Source organism: Cedecea neteri (genome assembly GCF_000758325.1).
GTDB classification, from domain to species: domain Bacteria; phylum Pseudomonadota; class Gammaproteobacteria; order Enterobacterales; family Enterobacteriaceae; genus Cedecea; species Cedecea neteri_B.
Window position 1 is genome coordinate 46,650 of the sequence record NZ_CP009459.1, and the last position, 23,249, is coordinate 69,898.

Here is a 23,249-nt window from a genome sequence, read left to right on the forward strand (position 1 = left end):
ATGGCGTTTTTAGCCAAATATCCTTCATTAATGACCGAAAACGCCGTTCTTCGCCTTCGTGCCGTCCGCCTTGCTCGCGCAACTCGTCCCTTTCTTGCCCGTGGTAATCGCGTTCGTCGCTGCCAGCGCTGCCTGCTGCCGTTAAAAAACTGCCTGTGTGAGACGCTTCAGCCGCAACATGCACGCAGCCGCTTTTGCCTGGTGATGTTTGACACCGAACCCATGAAGCCGAGCAATACCGGGCGGCTTATTGCCGATATTTTGCCGGAAACCGAAGCATTTCAGTGGTCACGCACGGAGCCACCTCAGGCGCTGCTGGATCTTGTTGCTAATCCGGATTACCAGCCAATGGTGGTTTTTCCCGCCTCTTATGCCGATGCCAGTCGCGAGGTGCTGACCACGCCGCCAACCACCGGCAAGCCGCCGCTGTTTATCATGCTTGATGGCACGTGGACTGAAGCGCGTAAAATGTTTCGTAAAAGCCCTTATCTCGATGCGCTACCGGTAATTTCCGTAGATTTAAGTATTACCTCGGCTTATCGCCTGCGCGAGGCCCATGCGGACGGCCAGTATTGCACCGCGGAAGTTGCCGCAGCCCTGCTAGAACTGGCGGGTGATACGGTAGCCTCAGAAGGGCTAACTCAACACTTCACCCTTTTCCGCGAGCGCTATCTGGCGGGGAAACCCCATCATCAGGGCAGCATCACAGCAGAAGTGGAAGAAAACGTTTAGACTCTCCTGAACATCACTCAGGGGAGAGAGTCGTGAGTCAACGAGGCCTGGAAGCGCTGCTGCGTCCAAAATCCATTGCCGTTATCGGCGCTTCGGCAAAAACCGACCGCGCCGGTTATTTAATGATGCGTAACTTGCTCGCTGGTGGATTCAACGGTCCGGTATTGCCGGTGACACCGACTCATAAAGCCGTGTGCGGGGTGCTTGCCTGGCCGGATATTACCAGCCTGCCGATGACTCCCGACCTCGCGATTATCTGTACGAATTCCCGACGTAACCTAACGCTACTGGAAGCACTGGGTAATAAAGGCTGCAAGGCCTGCATTATCTTATCTGCCCCACCTGAGCAATTACCCGAATTGCTGGCCTGCGCCGCTCGCTGGCAAATTCGTCTGCTTGGGCCGAACAGCCTTGGCCTTCTGGCTCCGTGGCAGGGACTAAATGCCAGCTTCTCTCCTGTCCCTATCCAAAAGGGTAAACTGGCGTTTATTTCTCAGTCGGCAGCGGTATCCAACACCATTCTGGACTGGGCGCAGCAGCGCGAGATGGGCTTCTCCTGGTTTATTGCGCTTGGCGATAGCCTGGATATCGATGTGGATGAACTGCTTGATTATCTCTCCAGAGATACCAAAACCAGCGCCATCCTGCTGTATCTTGAACATCTGAGCGATGCCCGACGCTTTGTTTCCGCCGCAAGAAGCGCCTCACGCAACAAGCCGATTCTGGTCATCAAAAGCGGGCGCAGCAGCAAAGCACAAACGCTACTGAAAACCCATCCGGGCCTGGATGCCGCCTGGGACGCAGCTATCCAACGAGCAGGTTTGCTTCGGGTACAGGATACACATGAGCTGTTTTCCGCCGTAGAAACCCTCAGCCACATGCGGCCCCTGCGCGGTGAGCGGCTGATGATTGTCAGTAACGGCGCGGCACCTGCAGCGCTGGCACTTGATGAGCTGTGGCTACGTAACGGCAAACTGGCGACGTTAAATGAAGCAACCCTGCAGTCTCTGGCTGAAGTGCTCCCTCCTGGCGTTGAGGCCGGAAACCCGATAGATCTGCGGGATGATGCCACGCCCGGCCGCTACCTGCTGGCTGTAGAGAAATTGCTGGATAGCCATGATTTTGATGCCTTAATGGTTATTCATTCCCCCAGCGCCGCCGCTCCAGGAACCGCCAGCGCTCTGGCGCTGATCGATCTGCTGCAGCGGCATCCTCGTGGCAAATATCTCACCATTGTCACCAACTGGTGCGGGGAGTATTCCTCCCAGGAGGCCAGGCGCCTGTTTAGCGATGCCGGTATTCCGACTTACAGAACGCCAGAGGGCGCGGTCACGGCGTTTATGCACATGGTCGAGTATCGCCGTAATCAGAAACAGCTGCGCGAAACCCCTGCACTGCCGGCAAACCTGACGGCCAATACCAGCGACGCTCACCATCTGATTCAGCAGGCATTGCATCAGGGAGCAACAACGCTGGATACCCATGAAGTCAGGCCGGTACTTGAAGCTTATGGCTTAACAACCCTGCCGACATGGATTGCGGGAGACAGTGCAGAAGCGGTGCATATTGCCGAGCAAATTGGTTATCCCGTCGCATTAAAGCTTCGTTCTCCGGATATTCCCCATAAGTCGGAAGTTCAGGGCGTTATGCTTTATTTGAGAACGGCCAGTGAAGTGCAGCAGGCCGCCGAAGCCATCATCGATCGTGTAAAAATGGCGTGGCCTCAGGCTCGTATTCACGGCTTGCTAGTACAAAGCATGGCAAACCGCGCAGGCGCGCAGGAACTAAGAGTCGTCGTTGAGCACGATCCGGTATTTGGCCCATTGATCATGCTGGGCGAAGGCGGCGTAGAGTGGCGACCTGAGAGACAGGCGGCGGTTGCTCTCCCCCCGCTAAACATGAATCTGGCCCGATACCTTGTCATTCAGGCGATCAAAAGCGGCAAGATCCGCAGCCGAAGCGCATTACGCCCGCTGGATATCGCCGGGATCAGCGAAGTCCTGGTGCAAGTCTCTAACCTGATCGTTGATTGCCCCGAGATTGTCAGACTCGATATTCACCCTCTACTGGCATCAGGCAGTGAATTCACCCTGCTCGATGTCACTCTGGAATTGGCCGAGTTTACGGGGGATGCGGATGCCAGGCTGGCCGTGCGTCCTTATCCTCATCAGCTTGAGGAGCTGGTGCAGCTGAAAAACGGTGACCGCTGCCTGTTCCGGCCGATCCTGCCCGAGGACGAACCTCAGCTGCAGCGTTTTATTGCCCAGGTAACAAAAGAAGATCTCTACTATCGCTATTTCAGCGAGATCAATGAATTTACCCACGAAGATTTAGCCAATATGACGCAGATCGACTACGATCGAGAAATGGCGTTCGTGGCAGTCAGAAGAACAAAAGGCAACGATGAAATCCTCGGCGTCACACGCGCCATTTCTGACCCTGACAACGTTGATGCCGAGTTCGCCGTGCTGGTTCGCTCCGACTTAAAAGGCCTCGGGCTCGGCCGACGCTTACTGACTAAGCTCATCGATTACACCAGACAACATGGCCTTCAGCGACTGAATGGCATCACGATGCCGAACAACCAGGGCATGATTACCCTGGCCCGCAAACTGGGTTTCAGCGTCGATATTCAGCTGGAAGACGGCATTGTCAGTCTGACGCTCCCACTGAGCAAAAGCGCAGATTCGTGAGTAAGGTACTGGAAAACATACTCACTTTGCGCAGCAGTAGTGGTATTATCAGCAAGTTCTGACGTCTGGATTTTGCAGAAGGCCATCCAATGAAGAGAGAAGATAAGCACTGTGATGTTGTCTAAATTTAAGCGTAATAAACATCAACAACACCTTGCCCAGCTACCGAAGCTTTCTCAATCAGTTGATGATGTAGAAACCCTGTTCTCCCCAGCGGATTTCCGTGAAACGCTGTTGAAAAAAATCGCCAGCGCAACGCGGCGTATTTGCATTATCGCGTTGTATCTTGAACAGGATGACGGCGGCAAAGGAATTCTGTCCGCGCTTTATCAAGCCAAACAGCAGCGGCCAGATTTAGATGTTTCCGTGCTGGTTGACTGGCACCGCGCCCAGCGCGGACGTATTGGTGTTGCCGCATCCAACACCAATGCGGACTGGTATCACCGCATGGCCGAGCAGTTCCCCGATGTGAGTGTTCCTGTCTATGGCGTTCCCGTCAATACTCGCGAAGCCCTTGGCGTGTTGCATTTCAAAGGCTTTATTATTGATGACAGCGTCATCTATAGCGGCGCCAGCCTCAACGATGTTTACCTGCATCAGCATGATAAATATCGCTATGACCGCTATCAAATCATTCGCAACCGCGCCCTGGCAGATATCATGCATGGCTGGGTTAACCAAAATCTGGTGAATGGCCGGGCGGTTCATCGTCTGGATGTCGCCGAGCGCGTAAAAAGCCCGGAAATCAAAAACGATATCCGCCTCTTCCGCCAGGAATTGCGTGACGCTAACTTTGTCTTCCAGGGCGATGCAGATAACGATCAGCTTTCGGTTACGCCGCTGGTCGGGCTGGGAAAATCCAGCCTGCTGAATAAAACCATCTTCCATCTGATGCCTTGCGCAGAGCAGAAGCTGACTATCTGCACGCCATATTTCAACCTGCCAGCTGTCCTGGTCCGCAATATCATACAGCTGCTGCGGGACGGTAAACAGGTTGAGATTATCGTTGGCGATAAGACAGCGAATGACTTCTATATTCCGGAAGATCAGCCATTCAAGATTATTGGCGCGCTGCCTTATCTCTATGAAATTAACCTGCGCCGCTTCCTCAGCCGCCTGCAATATTATGTGAATACCGGACAGTTGATTGTGCGTTTGTGGAAAGATGGGGATAACAGTTACCACCTGAAAGGCATGTGGGTGGACAACGAGTGGATGCTGCTGACCGGGAATAACCTTAATCCGCGCGCCTGGCGCCTGGATCTGGAAAATGCCCTGCTGATTCACGATCCCAAAAGAGAGCTTGAGGGTATTCGCACCAAGGAGCTGGAGCTTATCCGCACTCATACAACGGTTGTTAAGCATTATCGCGATCTGCAAAGCATCGCCGAATATCCGGTGAAGGTTCGCAAGCTGATTCGCCGCCTGCGCCGTATCCGTATCGACCGACTAATAAGCCGTATTCTCTAAACGTTTAAGCCCTGCACTGCAGGGCTTTTTCTTTCTAGAGCTTGATCCCTTTCCCTTTGCGGTGCAGCAGCAGAGAAACAGCAAATGCCAGCGCCCCCATCGCAGAGACATACCAGAAGAAGGTTGTTTCGCTGCCCATCGATTTCAGCGATAAGGCGACATATTCTGCCGAGCCACCAAACAAGGCATTCGCAACCGCATAAGACAGGCCTACACCTAGCGCACGGACTTCCGGCGGGAACATTTCTGCCTTAAGGATGCCGCTGATTGAAGTGTAAAAACTGACAATTAGCATCGCCACCATCACCAGAGCAAAGGCTGCATACGGTGAGCTAACATTCTGCAGAGCCGTTAAAATAGGCACAGTCAGCACCGCTGCCAGTCCACCAAAGCAAAGCATAGAGCTTCGACGACCAATTTTATCCGACAGCGCACCGAAGAACGGCTGAAGTACCATAAAGATAAATAACGCAAAGGTCATCAACGCGCTGGCCGTATTCGCATGCATTCCAGCGGTATTTACCAGGTATTTCTGCATATAGGTGGTGAAGGTATAGAAAGCCAGGGAGCCGCCGGCGGTGAAGCCAAGCACCATAATGAAAGCTTTTTTATTTTTCCATAGCCCGGAAAGCGTACCGGCATCCTTGTGCGAGCGGGTTGCTTTATCCGATGTTTCATCCAGAGAACGGCGAAGATAGAGAGCAACAATAGCCAGTACGGCCCCAATAGCAAAAGGAATTCGCCATCCCCAGCTACGCAAATCTTCATCACTTAGTACTTGCTGGAGAACAACCACAACAAGCAACGCAGCCAGTTGGCCACCAATGAGCGTAACGTACTGGAATGAGGCATAGAACCCTTTACGGCCTTCAACCGCCACCTCACTCATGTAAGTTGCGCTGGTGCCGTACTCCCCTCCAACAGATAAGCCCTGGAACAGGCGAGCTAATAGTAATAACGCCGGGGCCCATGTACCAATGGTGGCGTATCCTGGCAGGCAGGCAATGACCAGCGATCCAAAACACATCATACATACGGAGATCAGCATGGAGTTTTTACGTCCATGTTTATCGGCAATGTATCCGAATAACCAACCTCCAATCGGCCGCATCAAAAAACCTGCGGCAAAAACGCCGGCGGTTTGCAGAAGCTGAGTCGTGGTGTTTCCCGTTGGGAAAAAGATATGTGCGAAATAGAGCGAGCAGAACGAATAAACATAAAAATCAAACCACTCAACCAGATTTCCCGATGAAGCACCCACAATGGCCCAAACGCGACGGCGGGTATCGGCCGCCGACGCCACAACATTTACTTCACTTGTTGTTTCAATCATTTTATTTTCTTCTCCTGTCTTCCTGAATGGGTCTAATAGCCCAGGATCCAGTAAAGCAGGAGAAAGAAATTTTGTGAGGTGAAGTATCTTGTTGCGGAGTTGTTACATTGACTTTTGTGAGCGGACGGATCTTTTTGCGAAATGTATGGCTTGAAAAGCAAAAAACCCCGGCCTTTCGGTCGGGGTTAATGCTTAATTTGATGCCTGGCAGTTCCCTACAATACTCGTATCATCCTGATACTCGCCCCTCCGGGGCCGCCGCGAGCGGTGTTCAAAAGTGTTCCCGACACTTTTGTCGCATGCCCATGCTCGTGCAGAGAATTTCCTGATACCAGATAAACAAAAAACCCCAGCCGTCAGGCTGAGGTTTTTTGTTTTATTTGATGCCTGGCAGTTCCCTACTCTCGCATGGGGAGACCCCACACTACCATCGGCGCTACGGCGTTTCACTTCTGAGTTCGGCATGGGGTCAGGTGGGACCACCGCGCTACGGCCGCCAGGCAAATTCTGTTATTGACCGTTATGCTTGCACACAACCATCAATCTAATCCTGAACTAAGCTGAAAATCTCTCTAAAACACCTTCGGTGTTGTAAGGTTAAGCCTCACGGATCATTAGTACTGGTTAGCTCAACGTATCGCTACGCTTACACACCCAGCCTATCAACGTCGTAGTCTTCAACGTTCCTTCAGGACCCTTAAAGGGTCAGGGAGAACTCATCTCGGGGCAAGTTTCGCGCTTAGATGCTTTCAGCGCTTATCTCTTCCGCATTTAGCTACCGGGCAATGCCATTGGCATGACAACCCGAACACCAGTGATGCGTCCACTCCGGTCCTCTCGTACTAGGAGCAGCCCCCCTCAATTCTCCAGCGCCCACGGCAGATAGGGACCGAACTGTCTCACGACGTTCTAAACCCAGCTCGCGTACCACTTTAAATGGCGAACAGCCATACCCTTGGGACCTACTTCAGCCCCAGGATGTGATGAGCCGACATCGAGGTGCCAAACACCGCCGTCGATATGAACTCTTGGGCGGTATCAGCCTGTTATCCCCGGAGTACCTTTTATCCGTTGAGCGATGGCCCTTCCATTCAGAACCACCGGATCACTAAGACCTGCTTTCGCACCTGCTCGAGCCGTCACTCTCGCAGTCAAGCTAGCTTATGCCTTTGCACTAACCTCACGATGTCCGACCGTGATTAGCTAACCTTCGTGCTCCTCCGTTACGCTTTAGGAGGAGACCGCCCCAGTCAAACTACCCACCAGACACTGTCCGCAACCCGGATCACGGGTCTACGTTAGAACATCAAACATTAAAGGGTGGTATTTCAAGGTTGGCTCCACGCAGACTGGCGTCCACGCTTCAAAGCCTCCCACCTATCCTACACATCAAGGCTCAATGTTCAGTGTCAAGCTATAGTAAAGGTTCACGGGGTCTTTCCGTCTTGCCGCGGGTACACTGCATCTTCACAGCGATTTCAATTTCACTGAGTCTCGGGTGGAGACAGCCTGGCCATCATTACGCCATTCGTGCAGGTCGGAACTTACCCGACAAGGAATTTCGCTACCTTAGGACCGTTATAGTTACGGCCGCCGTTTACCGGGGCTTCGATCAAGAGCTTCTCCTTACGGATAACCCCATCAATTAACCTTCCGGCACCGGGCAGGCGTCACACCGTATACGTCCACTTTCGTGTTTGCACAGTGCTGTGTTTTTAATAAACAGTTGCAGCCAGCTGGTATCTTCGACTGCCTTCAGCTCCAGGAGTAAATCCCTTCACCTAACGACAGCGTGCCTTCTCCCGAAGTTACGGCACCATTTTGCCTAGTTCCTTCACCCGAGTTCTCTCAAGCGCCTTGGTATTCTCTACCTGACCACCTGTGTCGGTTTGGGGTACGATTCAATGTTACCTGATGCTTAGAGGCTTTTCCTGGAAGCAGGGCATTTGTTACTTCAGCACCGTAGTGCCTCGTCATCACACCTCAGCGTTAACAGAAGTCCGGATTTACCTAAACTTCCCGTCTACATGCTTAAACCGGGACAACCGTCGCCCGGCTAACATAGCCTTCTCCGTCCCCCCTTCGCAGTAACACCGAGTACAGGAATATTAACCTGTTTCCCATCGACTACGCCTTTCGGCCTCGCCTTAGGGGTCGACTCACCCTGCCCCGATTAACGTTGGACAGGAACCCTTGGTCTTCCGGCGAGCGGGCTTTTCACCCGCTTTATCGTTACTTATGTCAGCATTCGCACTTCTGATACCTCCAGCAAACCTCACAGTTCACCTTCAACGGCTTACAGAACGCTCCCCTACCCAACAACACATAGTGTCGCTGCCGCAGCTTCGGTGCATGGTTTAGCCCCGTTACATCTTCCGCGCAGGCCGACTCGACCAGTGAGCTATTACGCTTTCTTTAAATGATGGCTGCTTCTAAGCCAACATCCTGGCTGTCTGTGCCTTCCCACATCGTTTCCCACTTAACCATGACTTTGGGACCTTAGCTGGCGGTCTGGGTTGTTTCCCTCTTCACGACGGACGTTAGCACCCGCCGTGTGTCTCCCGTGATAACATTCTTCGGTATTCGTAGTTTGCATCGGGTTGGTAAGCCGGGATGGCCCCCTAGCCGAAACAGTGCTCTACCCCCGAAGATGAGTTCACGAGGCGCTACCTAAATAGCTTTCGGGGAGAACCAGCTATCTCCCGGTTTGATTGGCCTTTCACCCCAAGCCACAAGTCATCCGCTAATTTTTCAACATTAGTCGGTTCGGTCCTCCAGTTAGTGTTACCCAACCTTCAACCTGCCCATGGCTAGATCACCGGGTTTCGGGTCTATACCCTGCAACTTAACGCCCAGTTAAGACTCGGTTTCCCTGCGGCTCCCCTATACGGTTAACCTTGCTACAGAATATAAGTCGCTGACCCATTATACAAAAGGTACGCAGTCACCCCATAAAGAGGCTCCCACTGCTTGTACGTACACGGTTTCAGGTTCTTTTTCACTCCCCTCGCCGGGGTTCTTTTCGCCTTTCCCTCACGGTACTGGTTCACTATCGGTCAGTCAGGAGTATTTAGCCTTGGAGGATGGTCCCCCCATATTCAGACAGGATACCACGTGTCCCGCCCTACTCTTCGAACTCACAGCCTGTGCATTTTAGTGTACGGGAGTATCACCCTGTACCCTGCGACTTTCCAGACGCTTCCACTAACACACAAACTGATTCAGGTTCTGGGCTGCTCCCCGTTCGCTCGCCGCTACTGGGGGAATCTCGGTTGATTTCTTTTCCTCGGGGTACTTAGATGTTTCAGTTCCCCCGGTTCGCTTCATTACGCTATGTATTCACGTAATGATAGTGTGACGAATCACACTGGGTTTCCCCATTCGGAAATCGCCGGCTATAACGGTTCATATCACCTTACCGACGCTTATCGCAGATTAGCACGTCCTTCATCGCCTCTGACTGCCAGGGCATCCACCGTGTACGCTTAGTCGCTTAACCTCACAACCCGAAGATGTTTCGCTTCAGATTATGAAAATTTGAGAGACTCGAACATGTCTTAACCTCATTCTTTATTACGGAAGAATGAGACGACATGTCGTTTCAATTTTCAGCTTGTTCCGGATTGTTAAAGAGCAAATACTTCGCAGTACACCGTCACCGGTACACTCTGAAGTAAGTTTTGGTGCATGAAATGATGGTGGAGCTAAGCGGGATCGAACCGCTGACCTCCTGCGTGCAAGGCAGGCGCTCTCCCAGCTGAGCTATAGCCCCATCGATTTCGTAAAACCTTTGAATTACCGTGAATTCATCGCTAGTCAAGGCGCAGCGCCACGAAGCATACTTCAGTCTGTGAGTGGTGCTGTAACGCAGGATAGCGGAGAATTTGGTAGGCCTGAGTGGACTTGAACCACCGACCTCACCCTTATCAGGGGTGCGCTCTAACCACCTGAGCTACAAGCCTATAAGGTTTTACTGCTCGTTTTCTATCAGACAATCTGTGTGAGCACTACGCGGGTTGTATCTATTAGGTAAGGAGGTGATCCAACCGCAGGTTCCCCTACGGTTACCTTGTTACGACTTCACCCCAGTCATGAATCACAAAGTGGTAAGCGCCCTCCCGAAGGTTAAGCTACCTACTTCTTTTGCAACCCACTCCCATGGTGTGACGGGCGGTGTGTACAAGGCCCGGGAACGTATTCACCGTAGCATTCTGATCTACGATTACTAGCGATTCCGACTTCATGGAGTCGAGTTGCAGACTCCAATCCGGACTACGACGCACTTTATGAGGTCCGCTTGCTCTCGCGAGGTCGCTTCTCTTTGTATGCGCCATTGTAGCACGTGTGTAGCCCTACTCGTAAGGGCCATGATGACTTGACGTCATCCCCACCTTCCTCCAGTTTATCACTGGCAGTCTCCTTTGAGTTCCCGGCCGAACCGCTGGCAACAAAGGATAAGGGTTGCGCTCGTTGCGGGACTTAACCCAACATTTCACAACACGAGCTGACGACAGCCATGCAGCACCTGTCTCAGAGTTCCCGAAGGCACCAATCCATCTCTGGAAAGTTCTCTGGATGTCAAGAGTAGGTAAGGTTCTTCGCGTTGCATCGAATTAAACCACATGCTCCACCGCTTGTGCGGGCCCCCGTCAATTCATTTGAGTTTTAACCTTGCGGCCGTACTCCCCAGGCGGTCGACTTAACGCGTTAGCTCCGGAAGCCACGCCTCAAGGGCACAACCTCCAAGTCGACATCGTTTACGGCGTGGACTACCAGGGTATCTAATCCTGTTTGCTCCCCACGCTTTCGCACCTGAGCGTCAGTCTTTGTCCAGGGGGCCGCCTTCGCCACCGGTATTCCTCCAGATCTCTACGCATTTCACCGCTACACCTGGAATTCTACCCCCCTCTACAAGACTCAAGCTTGCCAGTTTCGAATGCAGTTCCCAGGTTGAGCCCGGGGATTTCACATCCGACTTAACAAACCGCCTGCGTGCGCTTTACGCCCAGTAATTCCGATTAACGCTTGCACCCTCCGTATTACCGCGGCTGCTGGCACGGAGTTAGCCGGTGCTTCTTCTGCGAGTAACGTCAATCACCAAGGTTATTAACCTTAATGCCTTCCTCCTCGCTGAAAGTACTTTACAACCCGAAGGCCTTCTTCATACACGCGGCATGGCTGCATCAGGCTTGCGCCCATTGTGCAATATTCCCCACTGCTGCCTCCCGTAGGAGTCTGGACCGTGTCTCAGTTCCAGTGTGGCTGGTCATCCTCTCAGACCAGCTAGGGATCGTCGCCTAGGTGAGCCATTACCCCACCTACTAGCTAATCCCATCTGGGTTCATCTGATGGCAAGAGGCCCGAAGGTCCCCCTCTTTGGTCTTGCGACGTTATGCGGTATTAGCTACCGTTTCCAGTAGTTATCCCCCTCCATCAGGCAGATCCCCAGACATTACTCACCCGTCCGCCGCTCGTCACCCAGGAGCAAGCTCCCCGTGCTACCGCTCGACTTGCATGTGTTAGGCCTGCCGCCAGCGTTCAATCTGAGCCATGATCAAACTCTTCAATTTAAAAGTGTTTGATGCTCAAAGAATTAAAACTGTTTATAAAATCAGTAGTCACTCTTCAAGACTTGATATTTGTTTGCATCCGAAGACGCTGAGATATCAATCCTGCGAGTGCCCACACAGATTGTCTGATAAATTGTTAAAGAGCAGTGAGTTAGGCGCTTTCGCTTGCTAACTCGAGGTGGCGTATATTACGCTTTCCTCTTTCAGAGTCAAGCGTTTATTTTCGCTTTCGCCTGACTGACTACCGGGTTGTGAAGCCGCTTTCGAAGCCGCTTCGCCGTGTCAGTGGAGGCGCATTATAGGGAGTTCTCAGAGTCTGACAACCCCTAATTTGAAAAAACTTTCTGACCGCTCACTTTCCAGGCTAAAAGTATAAAACCCGGTCAATAGCGACTATTTTTCAAACAAAAACGAGCCCGGATGGGCTCGTTTTTTACGTTGCGTGACTTACTGCACTGCCACAATGCGGTCGTCTTTGACTTCCAGCTTGATTGTTTTCCCAGGAATCAGCTCACCGGAAAGGATTTGCTGAGCCAATGGGTTCTCAATTTGCTGCTGAATCGCGCGTTTCAACGGACGTGCACCGTAGACCGGGTCGTAACCGTTCTCGCTGATGAGCTTCAGTGCGTCATCTGAGATACTGACGCCATAGCCACGCTCTTCCAGCCGTTTGTACAGACGCTGCAGCTGAATCTGAGCAATAGAAGCAATGTGGCGCTCCCCAAGAGGATGGAAGACAACAACCTCATCGATACGGTTGATGAACTCCGGACGGAAACTTTGGCTCACCACGCCCAGCACCAGATCCTTCATATGCCCGTAATCCAGTTCACCGAAGCGTTCCTGAATTAAGTCTGAACCAAGGTTAGAGGTCATAATGACAACCGTATTACGGAAATCAACAGTACGCCCCTGCCCATCGGTCAGACGACCGTCGTCCAGAACCTGCAGCAGAATGTTAAACACATCCGGATGCGCTTTCTCTACCTCATCCAGGAGAATAACGGAATAAGGACGGCGACGAACGGCTTCTGTCAGATAGCCGCCTTCTTCATAACCGACATAGCCGGGGGGAGCCCCCACCAGCCGCGATACGGAGTGTTTCTCCATAAACTCGGACATGTCGATACGCACCATCGCATCGTCGCTGTCGAACATAAAGTTCGCTAACGCTTTGCACAACTCAGTCTTACCTACCCCGGTTGGCCCCAGGAACAGGAACGAACCGATTGGGCGATTAGGATCAGACAACCCGGCACGGCTACGGCGAATCGCGTTAGAGACGGCTTCGACGGCTTCATCCTGGCCAATAACCCGCTGATGCAGTTCTTTTTCCATGCGCAGAAGTTTGTCACGCTCCCCTTCCAGCATTCGGGCAACCGGGATCCCGGTCCAGCGAGCCAGCACTTCTGCTATTTCTGCATCCGTCACTTTATTACGCAGCAGACGCATGGTTTTCCCTTCGCTTTGGGTTGCCGCGGCCAGCTGTTTTTCAAGCTCTGGAATTTTGCCGTACTGCAATTCAGACATGCGTCCAAGGTCACCCACGCGGCGAGCCTGCTCAATTGCGATTTTCGCCTGCTCAAGCTCAGCCTTAATGGTCTGCGTCCCTGACAGTGAAGCTTTCTCCGCCTTCCACTCTTCTTCCAGCTCCGAATACTGACGCTCTTTATCTTCGAGCTCTTCATTCAACATGCTGAGGCGTTTCTGACTGGCTTCATCAGATTCTTTCTTCAACGCCTGTTGTTCCAGCTTGAGCTGAATAATACGGCGGTCAAGACGATCAAGCTCTTCCGGCTTGGAGTCTATCTGCATACGAATACTGGATGCGGCCTCATCAATGAGGTCGATAGCTTTATCTGGCAACTGGCGATCGGCAATATAACGGTGGGACAGCGTAGCTGCCGCGACAATCGCCGGGTCGGTAATTTGTACATGGTGATGCAGCTCATAGCGTTCTTTCAGCCCACGCAGAATCGCGATGGTGTCTTCTACAGAAGGCTCTGCTACAAACACTTTTTGGAAACGACGCTCAAGCGCGGCATCTTTTTCTATATATTGACGGTACTCGTCGAGCGTGGTCGCGCCAACGCAATGCAATTCACCTCGAGCCAGGGCTGGCTTAAGCATGTTCCCGGCATCCATTGCACCGTCAGCTTTGCCTGCCCCGACCATGGTATGCAGCTCGTCAATAAACAGAATGACGTTGCCTTCTTGCTTAGCAAGATCGTTGAGCACACCTTTAAGACGCTCTTCAAATTCACCCCGGTATTTGGCACCGGCCACCAGCGCCCCCATATCCAGCGCAAGCACGCGTCGGCCTTTCAGCCCTTCAGGGACTTCGCCATTAATGATGCGCTGCGCAAGTCCTTCGACGATGGCCGTTTTACCAACGCCCGGTTCACCAATCAGTACCGGGTTGTTTTTGGTACGGCGCTGCAATACCTGGATAGTACGGCGAATTTCTTCATCACGGCCAATCACCGGGTCAAGCTTGCCTTGTTCGGCCCGCTCAGTTAAATCAACGGTGTATTTCTTCAATGCCTGACGTTGGTCTTCGGCACCTTGATCGTTCACACTCTCCCCTCCACGCATTTGCTCAATCGCGGCGGTGACGTTTGCTGGCGTTGCTCCCGCTGCTTTCAGCAGGTCGGTCAGAGTGCCGCGTGAGTCAAGTACCGCCAGAACAAAAAGCTCTGACGAAATAAAGTTGTCGTTTCTTTTTTGTGCAAGTTTGTCGCACAGGTTCAGTACACGCACCAAATCCTGAGAAGGCTGGACGTCACCGCCGGTGCCTTCTACCTGTGGCAGACGGCTTAATGCCTGCTCGATGTCGGTACGTAATTTGCCCGCATTGACTCCCGCAGAGGTCAGTAACGGACGCACGGATCCCCCTTCCTGATTGAGCAGAGCGCTCATCAGATGCAGAGGTTCGATGAATTGATTGTCGTGCCCAAGAGCAAGAGATTGGGCATCGGCGAGAGCAAGCTGGAATTTATTGGTAAGACGATCCAGACGCATAACTCCTCCCATAAACAGGTCAAATTTGCTACTGGAGATTAAATGAGGTCATCCCTCAATTATTCAAGGTTAATGACCTGAAATATATGAAGCGCGAGCTATCCGCACTGGATCGTCTTGATTCGATAGGTTATATCAGCCAGATGAAACTTGCCATACGACCCGTTGTTCTGTCACGGCGATATGAGAAGAAATCGCCACTTTCGCTCCAGGTACAGCGGTCGCCGCCGTACACCTGCGTAACACCCGCGTTCTCCAGCCGCTGCCTTGCAAGCTGGTAGATATCAGCATAGTACTTTTCACCTGCTGCACGGAAAGCACTTGCTGCTTGTTGGTCTTTTGCCACAAAGGCTTCACGGACCTCCGGCCCCACTTCGAACGCCAAAGGGCCAATTGCTGGCCCGAGCCAGGCACGAATATTCTGCGGGCGATCCTGGAAACAGGCTACCGTCTCTTCGAGCACGCCTTCACATAAACCGCGCCAGCCAGCATGCGCTGCCGCGACCTCAGTTCCCGCCTCATTACAAAACAGTACCGGCAGGCAATCCGCCGTCATCACCGCGCAAACCGTCCCCGGCGTATTGCTATAAGAAGCATCCGCTCGCTTTGAGGCATATGGTTCGCCCGTTAGCTTCAACACAGTTTTCCCGTGGACCTGCTCAAGCCAGACTGGCTTCGAAGGAAAGCCCGCGGCTGCGTAAAATAGCCGGCGGTTCTCTTCAACATGTGCCAGATCGTCGCCGCAATGGGCACCCAGATTCATCGAGTCATACGGCGCGAGACTAACGCCTCCCACGCGGGTTGAGCTACAGGCCGCAACACCTTTTGGAAGCGGCCAGTGCGGGACGATGGTTTTGGTCATAGCCAGTCCAGTTGGTCTTTATGGGTTTCGGTATCAGCGCGTAGAGCTTCGATCAGTTCAACCATATCCTGTGGGATTGGCGCGCTCCATTCCATCAGAATACCGCTGATAGGATGGTACAGGCGCAGCATGGTCGCGTGTAGCGCCTGACGGTCAAACTTGCGCAGTACGCTGACGAACTCTTCCGATGCACCTTTCGGCGGACGAGGACGGCCACCGTAGAGCTGATCGCCCACCAGCGGATGACTGATATGCGCCATGTGAACGCGGATCTGGTGAGTACGACCGGTTTCCAGACGCAGACGCAAACGCGTGTGCACGCGGAAGTGTTCCATAATGCGGTAGTGCGTCACCGCTGGTTTACCCATTGGATGCACGGACATGTGGGTACGTTTAGTTGGATGGCGGCTGATTGGTTCTTCTACCGTACCGCCACCAGTCATGTGGCCAATAGCTACTGCTTCGTACTCACGGGTGATTTCACGCAGCTGAAGGGCTTCAACCAGGCGAGTTTGCGCCGGGACAGTTTTTGCCACAACCATCAGGCCGGTGGTGTCTTTATCCAGACGGTGAACAATGCCCGCACGCGGCACATCCGCAATTGGCGGGTAATAGTGCAGCAATGCATTGAGCACAGTACCGTCCGGGTTGCCTGCACCGGGGTGAACAACGAGGTCGCGTGGCTTGTTGATCACCAGGATATCTTCATCTTCGTAGACGATATTCAGCGGGATATCCTGAGCCTCCCAGCGCACCTCTTCTTCAATTTCAGCATTGATGGTTACGCTCTCGCCACCCAACACTTTCTCTTTCGGCTTGTCCCAGACAACGCCGTTGACCGTAACTCGCTGGTCAAGAATCCATTCTTTTATGCGCGAACGCGAATAATCCGGGAACAATTCGGCCAATGCCTGATCTAAGCGTTGACCCAGTTGTGAATCGGACACCGTTTCGGTGAGTTGTACTAGTTGTGCCATAGACAGCTTCTTTCGTTAACGTTGGGTTTTACGGCAATGCCGTTTAATATAATGTGCTATTGTAGCTGGTCTTTATCGGGAGCCGGAACACGAACTCTCCCGGAAATAACATTACTTAGGAAAGTCAAACGTCATGACGCGCATGAAATATCTGGTGGCAGCTGCCACGTTGAGCCTGGCTTTGGCTGGTTGCTCCAGTTCCAAGGATGAGGTTCCTGATAATCCGCCTTCTGAGATCTACGCGACTGCCCAGCAAAAGCTGCAGGACGGTAACTTTAAAGCTGCGATAACGCAACTGGAAGCGCTGGATAACCGCTATCCATTCGGCCCGTACTCTCAGCAAGTGCAGCTCGACCTGATCTACGCCTACTACAAAAATGCGGACTTACCGCTGGCTCAGGCGGCGATCGATCGCTTTATGCGCCTCAATCCAACTCATCCAAACATCGACTACGTACTTTACATGCGTGGCCTGACGGACATGGCGTTGGATGACAGTGCGCTGCAGGGCTTCTTCGGCGTTGACCGTTCCGACCGTGATCCACAGCACGCTCGCGATGCCTTTAACGACTTCTCGAAGCTGGTGCGCGGCTACCCGAACAGCCAGTACGTTACCGATGCGACTAAACGTCTCGTGTTCCTTAAAGATCGCCTGGCGAAGTATGAGCTTTCCGTGGCGCAATATTACACGAAACGCGGCGCGTGGGTGGCAGTAGTTAATCGCGTTGAAGGTATGCTGCGTGATTATCCTGACACTCAGGCCACCCGTGATGGCCTGAAGCTAATGGAAAATGCCTACCGCGAGCTGCAGATGCCGGGTCAGGCAGAGAAAGTAGCGAAGATCATTGCCGCCAACAGCAGCAACACCTGACCGACAATATCACAAGAAAAACGGCAGCCTCGGCTGCCGTTTTTTTATCTGCCGACGCAAAAACTGAAACGGTTTAGCGTCAGGTCATCCCATCAAATATGGACGTGATTTCCGATAACCACAAGCCTTAAAAGCACATATCCTGTCCTGCCTCACAAAAAGGTCTCCTTGACAAAAAGTGACAAAATAACGTGATTTACATCACACATTTTGACATTAAGAACGGTATGCTGGAGTTACCAAGACGGCAAAGACAAGAGGTAAATTTATGACAATGAACATTACCAGCAAGCAAATGGAAATCACCCCAGCTATTCGCCAGCATGTCGCCGACCGTCTCAGCAAACTGGACAAGTGGCAAACTCATCTTATTAATCCACATATTATCTTGTCCAAAGAGCCTCAAGGTTTTGTGGCTGATGCCACGATTAACACACCGAATGGGCACCTCGTAGCCAGTGCCAGGCATGAAGATATGTACACAGCTATCAACGATTTGATCAACAAACTGGAGCGGCAGTTAAATAAAGTGCAACACAAAGGTGAAGCACGTCGCGCAGCAGGTTCAGTGAAAGACGTGTCCTTCGCAGAAGCAGAAGCTGACGAAGAGTAATACATCACTCTCCTTCCACTCACCGCAACGCGCCTCCGGGCGCGTTTTTTATTGACAGAACGAAAACAGAGCAGGTACTTTACCTCTCAGATTCCTCAGGAAACCTGACATGAAACTTTTCCCGTTCTTCTTCGCATTCTTTTTTACCTTCCCCTGACTGGGAGGCAATTCGTCGTGTGATAAAGAATGCGAAGACGAACAAACAAGCCTCCCAAACGGGAGGCTTTTTTTATGGACACCGAAAAGGTAGCGTTATGACCGAAATTAATCCGTTGCTGGCCCTGCGCGATAAAATCAGCGCGCTGGATGAAAAGCTGTTAGCCCTGCTGGCAGAGCGCCGTCTGCTGGCGGTTGAGGTTGGCAAAGCAAAACTCGCTTCTCACCGCCCGGTACGCGATATCGATCGTGAAAGAGACTTACTGGAACGTCTGATTACTCTCGGTAAAGGTCACCATCTCGATGCCCATTACATCACGCGCCTGTTCCAGCTCATTATTGAAGACTCCGTTCTGACCCAGCAAACTCTGCTGCAGCAGCACCTGAACAAAACGAACCCGCATTCTGCTCGCATTGCTTTCCTCGGTCCTAAAGGTTCTTATTCTCACCTTGCCGCGCGCCAGTACGCCGCGCGTCACTTTGAGCAGTTCATCGAAAGCGGTTGTGCCAAATTCCACGACATCTTCAATCAGGTAGAAACCGGCCAGGCCGATTACGCCGTGGTGCCAATCGAGAACACAAGTTCGGGCGCCATTAACGACGTCTACGATCTACTGCAGCACACCAGCTTGTCGATTGTCGCCGAAATGACCGTGCCAATTGACCACTGCGTACTGGTTTCCGGTTCCACCGACCTCGAGAAAATCCAAACGGTTTATAGCCACCCTCAACCTTTCCAGCAATGTAGCCAGTTCATCAATCGTTATCCGCACTGGAAAATTGAATACACAGAAAGTACCTCTGCCGCGATGGAAAAAGTCGCTCAGGCTAACTCTCCTTACGTTGCCGCACTGGGTAGCGAGGCCGGTGGCGCACTTTATGGCCTGCAGGTGCTGGAGCGTAACCTCGCGAACCAGACTCAAAACATCACCCGCTTTATCGTTCTGGCCCGCAAGGCCGTGGAAGTGTCCGACCAGGTACCCGCCAAAACCACACTGCTGATGGCGACTGGTCAGCAGGCAGGTGCCCTGGTAGAAGCCCTGCTGGTATTACGCAATCACAACCTGATCATGACCAAGCTGGAATCACGCCCGATCAACGGCAACCCGTGGGAAGAGATGTTCTATCTGGATATTCAGGCAAACCTGAAAGATGAGGGCATGCGTAAGGCGCTACGCGAGCTGGGCGAGATCACCCGCTCGCTGAAAGTGCTCGGCAGCTACCCAAGCGAAAACGTGGTGCCGGTCGACCCGGCCTGATAACAATGCCAGCCCGGTGTCTACCGGGCTGCACAAATCACACTTCCCGAAACTTCAGCTTTTCCATTCCTGCTACCCCAACGCGAAGGGTGAAAAGCGCCCCGGAAAGCGGTAACCGAGCCACCTCTTCATCGTCCATGTTTTCTCTGGTGGTGGTAATAAACAGCGTTTTCATATCGTCGCCGCCAAAACAGACCATCGTCGGGCAACGCACGGGTAAGCGATGCTCTTCCACAATCTCACCCTGCGGCGAAATGCGCACAATGCGATAGCCATCGAACAACGCCGTCCAGTAATAACCTTCGCAATCCATCGCAGCGCCATCTGGAATGCCCTCACCTTCGGTAAACCGCCTAAAGACTTCACGTCGGCCTGGCTCGCCTTTCTCATCCAGCGGCGTCCGGTAAATCACGGCATTGGGCGTGTCAGACGTATACATCCATTTTCCATCCGGGCTAAATGCCAGCCCATTTGCGCCGTGGATATCGTGCTGAATCACATGCGGTGTCAGATCGTTATCCACCCGGCAAAGTAGCGCACCGTTGTAATCGCCAGGCCCCCAGAACGTGCCGGCATAAAAACGCCCCTGCCTGTCGGTGCCGCCATCGTTGAAACGCGCTAAATCCGGATTACTCGGGTTATCACAAACTTTGCCCACAATCAGCCCGGTTTGGTTGGTAAGCCAGATACCACTGCGCATTGCCACAATAAACCCGCCTGGCTCGCGCAAGGCAAAGCAACCTACCTCTTCAGAAAACTGAATAACATCATGTTTGCCGCTGGCCAGATGGTAGCGGTGGATTTCATTCTCAAGAATATCCGTCCAGTAGAGGCTACCTTCTTCTGCGCTCCACGTAGGGCATTCGGGTAAGTGACCGGTATAGTCAAACAGCAGCTGCGGCTCAGCCATTTCAGGGATCCTTTTGACAAACAAAAAAGCCAGCGGGCAGACTCCCACTGGCTTTTGATTATAAGACCTTTTGGCACTTACTGACGGTTATCATTTGCCTGCCGTAACAGAACGCGGCTCTCATTCTGGAAACGCTGCGCGTAATCCCCGAACCAGTGCTCCACTTTCCGGAAGCTGTCGATAAACGCCTGTTTGTCGCCGTGTTCCAGCAGACCAATCGCCTCGCCGAACCGTTTGTAATAGCGCTTGATCAGCGCCAGGTTACTTTCCGACGACATGATTATGTCGGCATACAGCTGTGGATCCTGAGCAAACAGCCGCCCCACCATCGCCAGCTCCAGGCGGTAAATCGGCGAAGACAGCGCCAGCAGCTGCTCAAGCTGCACATTTTCTTCCGCCAGATGCAGGCCATATGCGAATGTGGCGAAATGGCGCAAAGCCTGAATAAACGCCATGTTCTGGTCATGCTCAACCGCGCTGGAGCGGTGCAAGCGCGCACCCCAGACCTGAATCTGTTCCAGCAGCCACTGATAGGCTTCTGGCTGACGGCCATCACAGTAGACCACAACCTGTTTTGCCAGGCTGCCGCTGTCCGGGCCAAACATCGGGTGCAGGCCAAGTACCGGGCCAGAATGTACGGCAAGCATTGCCTGCAGCGGGCCATTCTTCACCGAAGCTAAATCCACCAGGATACAGTCCGCTGGCAGAGGAGGCAGCTTAGCAATAACCTGCTCGGTGATATGAATCGGCACGCTGACAATCACCATTCCCGCATCGGCCAGCAGCTGCGGTGCTTTGTCCCAGTCTTCTTTTTCAAGAATACGAACCTGGTAGCCGGAAAGCGTCAGCATTTTTTCAAACAGACGCCCCATCTGGCCACCGCCGCCCACAATCACCACCGGGCGCAGTGCAGGATGCAGGGTTTTAAAGCCCTTATCGTTCTCGCTGGAGTACGACTCACGCATCACACGGCGCAGCACATCCTCAATTAAATCCGGCGGAACGCCCAGAGCTTCAGCCTCTTTCCGGCGAGATGCCAGCATGGAGGTTTCTCGCTCCGGCACATAAATCGGCAAGCCGAAGCGACTTTTGACTTCACCCACTTCCGCTACCAGCTCCAGCCGCTTAGCCAGCAAATCCAGTAACGCTTTATCCACTTCATCGATTTGATCGCGTAGCGCGGTCAATTCAGCCACCATAGTAAACCTCTTATGCCTGACGAGCCGCCAGCACGCCGCTCAGATCTTTGTGGATCTCACGCAGCAGGCTGTCCGTAGTTTCCCAGTCGATGCAGGCATCGGTAACGGACACGCCGTATTTCATTTCGCTGCGCGGCTGCTCTGATGATTGATTCCCTTCATGGATATTACTTTCAATCATCAGGCCAATAATAGAGCGGTTACCATCTTTAATCTGAGCAATGGCGGATTCGGCCACGCCCGGCTGGCGACGGAAGTCTTTATTTGAGTTGCCGTGGCTGCAATCGATCATCAAGGAAGGACGCAGGCCTGCTTTCTGCATTTCAGTTTCGCACTGAGCGACATCAGCCGGACTGTAGTTCGGTGCTTTACCGCCGCGCAGAATCACATGCCCATCCGGGTTACCCTGAGTCTGCAGCAGACAAACCTGCCCTGCCTGGTTGATACCCACGAAACGGTGCGGCATTGCAGCAGCACGCATCGCGTTAATCGCCGTGCCCAGACTACCGTCAGTCCCATTTTTAAAACCAACCGGCATAGAAAGGCCGGAAGCCATTTCACGGTGGGTCTGGGATTCAGTGGTACGAGCACCAATTGCAGACCAGCTAAACAGATCGCCCAGGTATTGCGGGCTATTTGGATCCAGTGCCTCGGTTGCCAGCGGCAGCCCCAGGCTTACCAGCTCAACCAGCAGGCGACGCGCAATTTTCAGCCCTGCTTCCACATCAAACGAGCCATCCATGTGCGGGTCGTTGATAAGCCCTTTCCAACCCACGGTCGTACGAGGCTTTTCAAAATAGACGCGCATCACGAGGTACAGACTATCGCTAACTTGTTCAGACAGAACTTTAAAACGACGAGCGTATTCAATCGCAGCTTCCGGATCGTGGATCGAGCAAGGTCCACAAACAACCAGCAGGCGCGGATCGCGGCCAGCAATAATATTGGAGATCGTCTGGCGGGACTGCTCAATTTGCGCTTCCTGAGCCGCAGTGAGTGGAAATTCCGCTTTCAGCTGGTCCGGCGTGATGAGTATCTGTTCGTCAGAGATATGAACGTTGTTAAGCGCGTCTTTTTGCATGATGTCTGTCCTGTATTTAGCTCGTTTGCGATAGTCGTTTCCTCGTAGAGGAGGGCTTACTGTAACCGCCAACAGTAAAGATTGCAATCCATTATACGTAAAACAATCGTTACACAGGCAATTAAATCCCGCATAAAACCGCCTTTACTGTAAATAAATAGTTACAAGAGGCATAAAGATGCGTATTTTTCGGGCAAAAATGCATGACTAAACAAAAGCACGCGTAAAAATTCATTCCGCCTTCTATGCTGATATTATCCCTTGCGTGTGCGTTTTTCGTGGGGGAAGCCGATAACGATTTACGCCATCATTCCAGGGCTATTCTCGTTATTATTTTGGATAATCAGGAATATCATCGTACCTGGGAATGAATGACGGAAATACGTGGGAGTGATATGCTCAAAGGCAACATCATAAATAATAAAGGCTGGTTTCACTGGCCAGGATGCTTTTGGGCTGGTGCCGCGTGAAAACCACGTCTCAACTCCGCGGGCTGACGTTA

Annotated in this window: 14 protein-coding genes, 2 tRNA genes, 3 rRNA genes and 1 other annotated feature; of the genes, 7 read left to right on the top strand and 12 right to left on the bottom strand. The window is 52.6% G+C overall.

Annotated elements, in window-relative coordinates; all coding sequences use genetic code 11:
- Positions 1 to 30 precede the first annotated feature (30 nt).
- The 3 genes from LH86_RS00275 to pssA all read left to right on the top strand — a co-directional run bounded on the left by LH86_RS00275 (position 31) and on the right by pssA (position 4,895).
- Positions 31 to 732: a tRNA-uridine aminocarboxypropyltransferase gene (locus LH86_RS00275; protein WP_039305796.1), complete on the top strand. Its 702-nt coding sequence runs from the start codon at positions 31 to 33 to the stop codon at positions 730 to 732.
- Between the two features lie 32 nt (positions 733 to 764).
- On the top strand, positions 765 to 3,425 hold the full coding sequence (locus LH86_RS00280) for a bifunctional acetate--CoA ligase family protein/GNAT family N-acetyltransferase (RefSeq protein ID WP_039297373.1): 2,661 nt from the start codon (positions 765 to 767) through the stop codon (positions 3,423 to 3,425).
- A gap of 114 nt (positions 3,426 to 3,539) precedes the next feature.
- The gene (gene pssA, locus LH86_RS00285) at positions 3,540 to 4,895 is read left to right on the top strand and encodes a CDP-diacylglycerol--serine O-phosphatidyltransferase (RefSeq protein WP_039297376.1); all 1,356 of its coding nucleotides are present in this window, start codon (positions 3,540 to 3,542) and stop codon (positions 4,893 to 4,895) included.
- A gap of 34 nt (positions 4,896 to 4,929) precedes the next feature.
- On the opposite strand, the gene LH86_RS00290 is transcribed toward pssA, so the two are convergent.
- The 9 genes from LH86_RS00290 to rluD all read right to left on the bottom strand — a co-directional run bounded on the left by LH86_RS00290 (position 4,930) and on the right by rluD (position 16,658).
- Positions 4,930 to 6,228 carry an MFS transporter gene (locus LH86_RS00290; RefSeq protein ID WP_039297379.1) on the bottom strand — a complete coding sequence of 433 codons (1,299 nt, stop codon included), beginning with the start codon at positions 6,226 to 6,228 and terminating at the stop codon, positions 4,930 to 4,932.
- A gap of 385 nt (positions 6,229 to 6,613) precedes the next feature.
- Positions 6,614 to 6,729: ribosomal RNA gene (rrf, locus tag LH86_RS00295) — 5S ribosomal RNA — on the bottom strand.
- A gap of 92 nt (positions 6,730 to 6,821) precedes the next feature.
- Positions 6,822 to 9,727, bottom strand: a 23S ribosomal RNA gene (locus LH86_RS00300).
- Positions 9,728 to 9,924: 197 nt separating this feature from the next.
- Positions 9,925 to 10,000 (bottom strand) — tRNA-Ala (locus tag LH86_RS00305).
- 113 nt (positions 10,001 to 10,113) lie between these two features.
- Positions 10,114 to 10,190: transfer RNA gene (locus LH86_RS00310), tRNA-Ile, on the bottom strand.
- A 68-nt stretch (positions 10,191 to 10,258) separates the two neighbouring features.
- Positions 10,259 to 11,798, bottom strand: a 16S ribosomal RNA gene (locus LH86_RS00315).
- The 16S, 23S and 5S rRNA genes sit together here with 2 tRNA genes alongside, the layout of an rRNA operon.
- Before the next feature lie 447 nt (positions 11,799 to 12,245).
- Positions 12,246 to 14,819: an ATP-dependent chaperone ClpB gene (clpB, locus tag LH86_RS00320; protein WP_039286837.1), complete on the bottom strand. Its 2,574-nt coding sequence runs from the start codon at positions 14,817 to 14,819 to the stop codon at positions 12,246 to 12,248.
- 130 nt (positions 14,820 to 14,949) lie between these two features.
- Positions 14,950 to 15,681 (bottom strand): purine nucleoside phosphorylase YfiH, encoded by a 732-nt coding sequence (gene yfiH / locus LH86_RS00325; protein ID WP_039297383.1) that lies wholly within the window; start codon positions 15,679 to 15,681, stop codon positions 14,950 to 14,952.
- Complete coding sequence (rluD, locus tag LH86_RS00330) at positions 15,678 to 16,658, bottom strand: 23S rRNA pseudouridine(1911/1915/1917) synthase RluD (RefSeq protein ID WP_008458156.1); 981 nt, start codon at positions 16,656 to 16,658, stop codon at positions 15,678 to 15,680. Before rluD ends, yfiH begins: the two co-directional genes overlap by 4 nt.
- A 133-nt stretch (positions 16,659 to 16,791) precedes the next feature.
- Here rluD and bamD point away from each other — a divergent pair, with 133 nt between their 5' ends.
- From bamD to pheA, 4 genes are all read left to right on the top strand, one after another.
- A complete protein-coding gene (bamD, locus tag LH86_RS00335; protein WP_008458157.1) occupies positions 16,792 to 17,529 on the top strand; it encodes an outer membrane protein assembly factor BamD in 738 nt (245 codons plus the stop codon).
- A gap of 268 nt (positions 17,530 to 17,797) precedes the next feature.
- The gene (raiA, locus tag LH86_RS00340) at positions 17,798 to 18,142 is read left to right on the top strand and encodes a ribosome-associated translation inhibitor RaiA (protein WP_008458158.1); all 345 of its coding nucleotides are present in this window, start codon (positions 17,798 to 17,800) and stop codon (positions 18,140 to 18,142) included.
- Between the two features lie 108 nt (positions 18,143 to 18,250).
- Positions 18,251 to 18,375: a sequence feature (Phe leader region), on the top strand.
- A complete protein-coding gene (gene pheL, locus LH86_RS22700) occupies positions 18,252 to 18,299 on the top strand; it encodes a pheA operon leader peptide PheL (RefSeq protein ID WP_193216298.1) in 48 nt (15 codons plus the stop codon). Its footprint overlaps the feature before it by 48 nt.
- A gap of 21 nt (positions 18,376 to 18,396) precedes the next feature.
- Entirely contained in the window at positions 18,397 to 19,557 is a 1,161-nt protein-coding gene (gene pheA, locus LH86_RS00345; protein WP_039297386.1) for a bifunctional chorismate mutase/prephenate dehydratase, read from the top strand.
- 37 nt (positions 19,558 to 19,594) lie between these two features.
- Here the strand turns inward: pheA and LH86_RS00350 are convergent, their stop codons facing one another.
- The 3 genes from LH86_RS00350 to aroF all read right to left on the bottom strand — a co-directional run bounded on the left by LH86_RS00350 (position 19,595) and on the right by aroF (position 22,747).
- Positions 19,595 to 20,467, bottom strand: coding sequence for an SMP-30/gluconolactonase/LRE family protein (locus LH86_RS00350; RefSeq protein ID WP_039297389.1), 873 nt, complete (start codon positions 20,465 to 20,467; stop codon positions 19,595 to 19,597).
- Between the two features lie 77 nt (positions 20,468 to 20,544).
- Positions 20,545 to 21,666: a bifunctional chorismate mutase/prephenate dehydrogenase gene (gene tyrA, locus LH86_RS00355; RefSeq protein WP_039297392.1), complete on the bottom strand. Its 1,122-nt coding sequence runs from the start codon at positions 21,664 to 21,666 to the stop codon at positions 20,545 to 20,547.
- Between the two features lie 10 nt (positions 21,667 to 21,676).
- Positions 21,677 to 22,747, bottom strand: a complete 1,071-nt coding sequence (gene aroF / locus LH86_RS00360; RefSeq protein WP_039297395.1) for a 3-deoxy-7-phosphoheptulonate synthase AroF — start codon at positions 22,745 to 22,747, stop codon at positions 21,677 to 21,679.
- Positions 22,748 to 23,249: the final 502 nt, after the last annotated feature.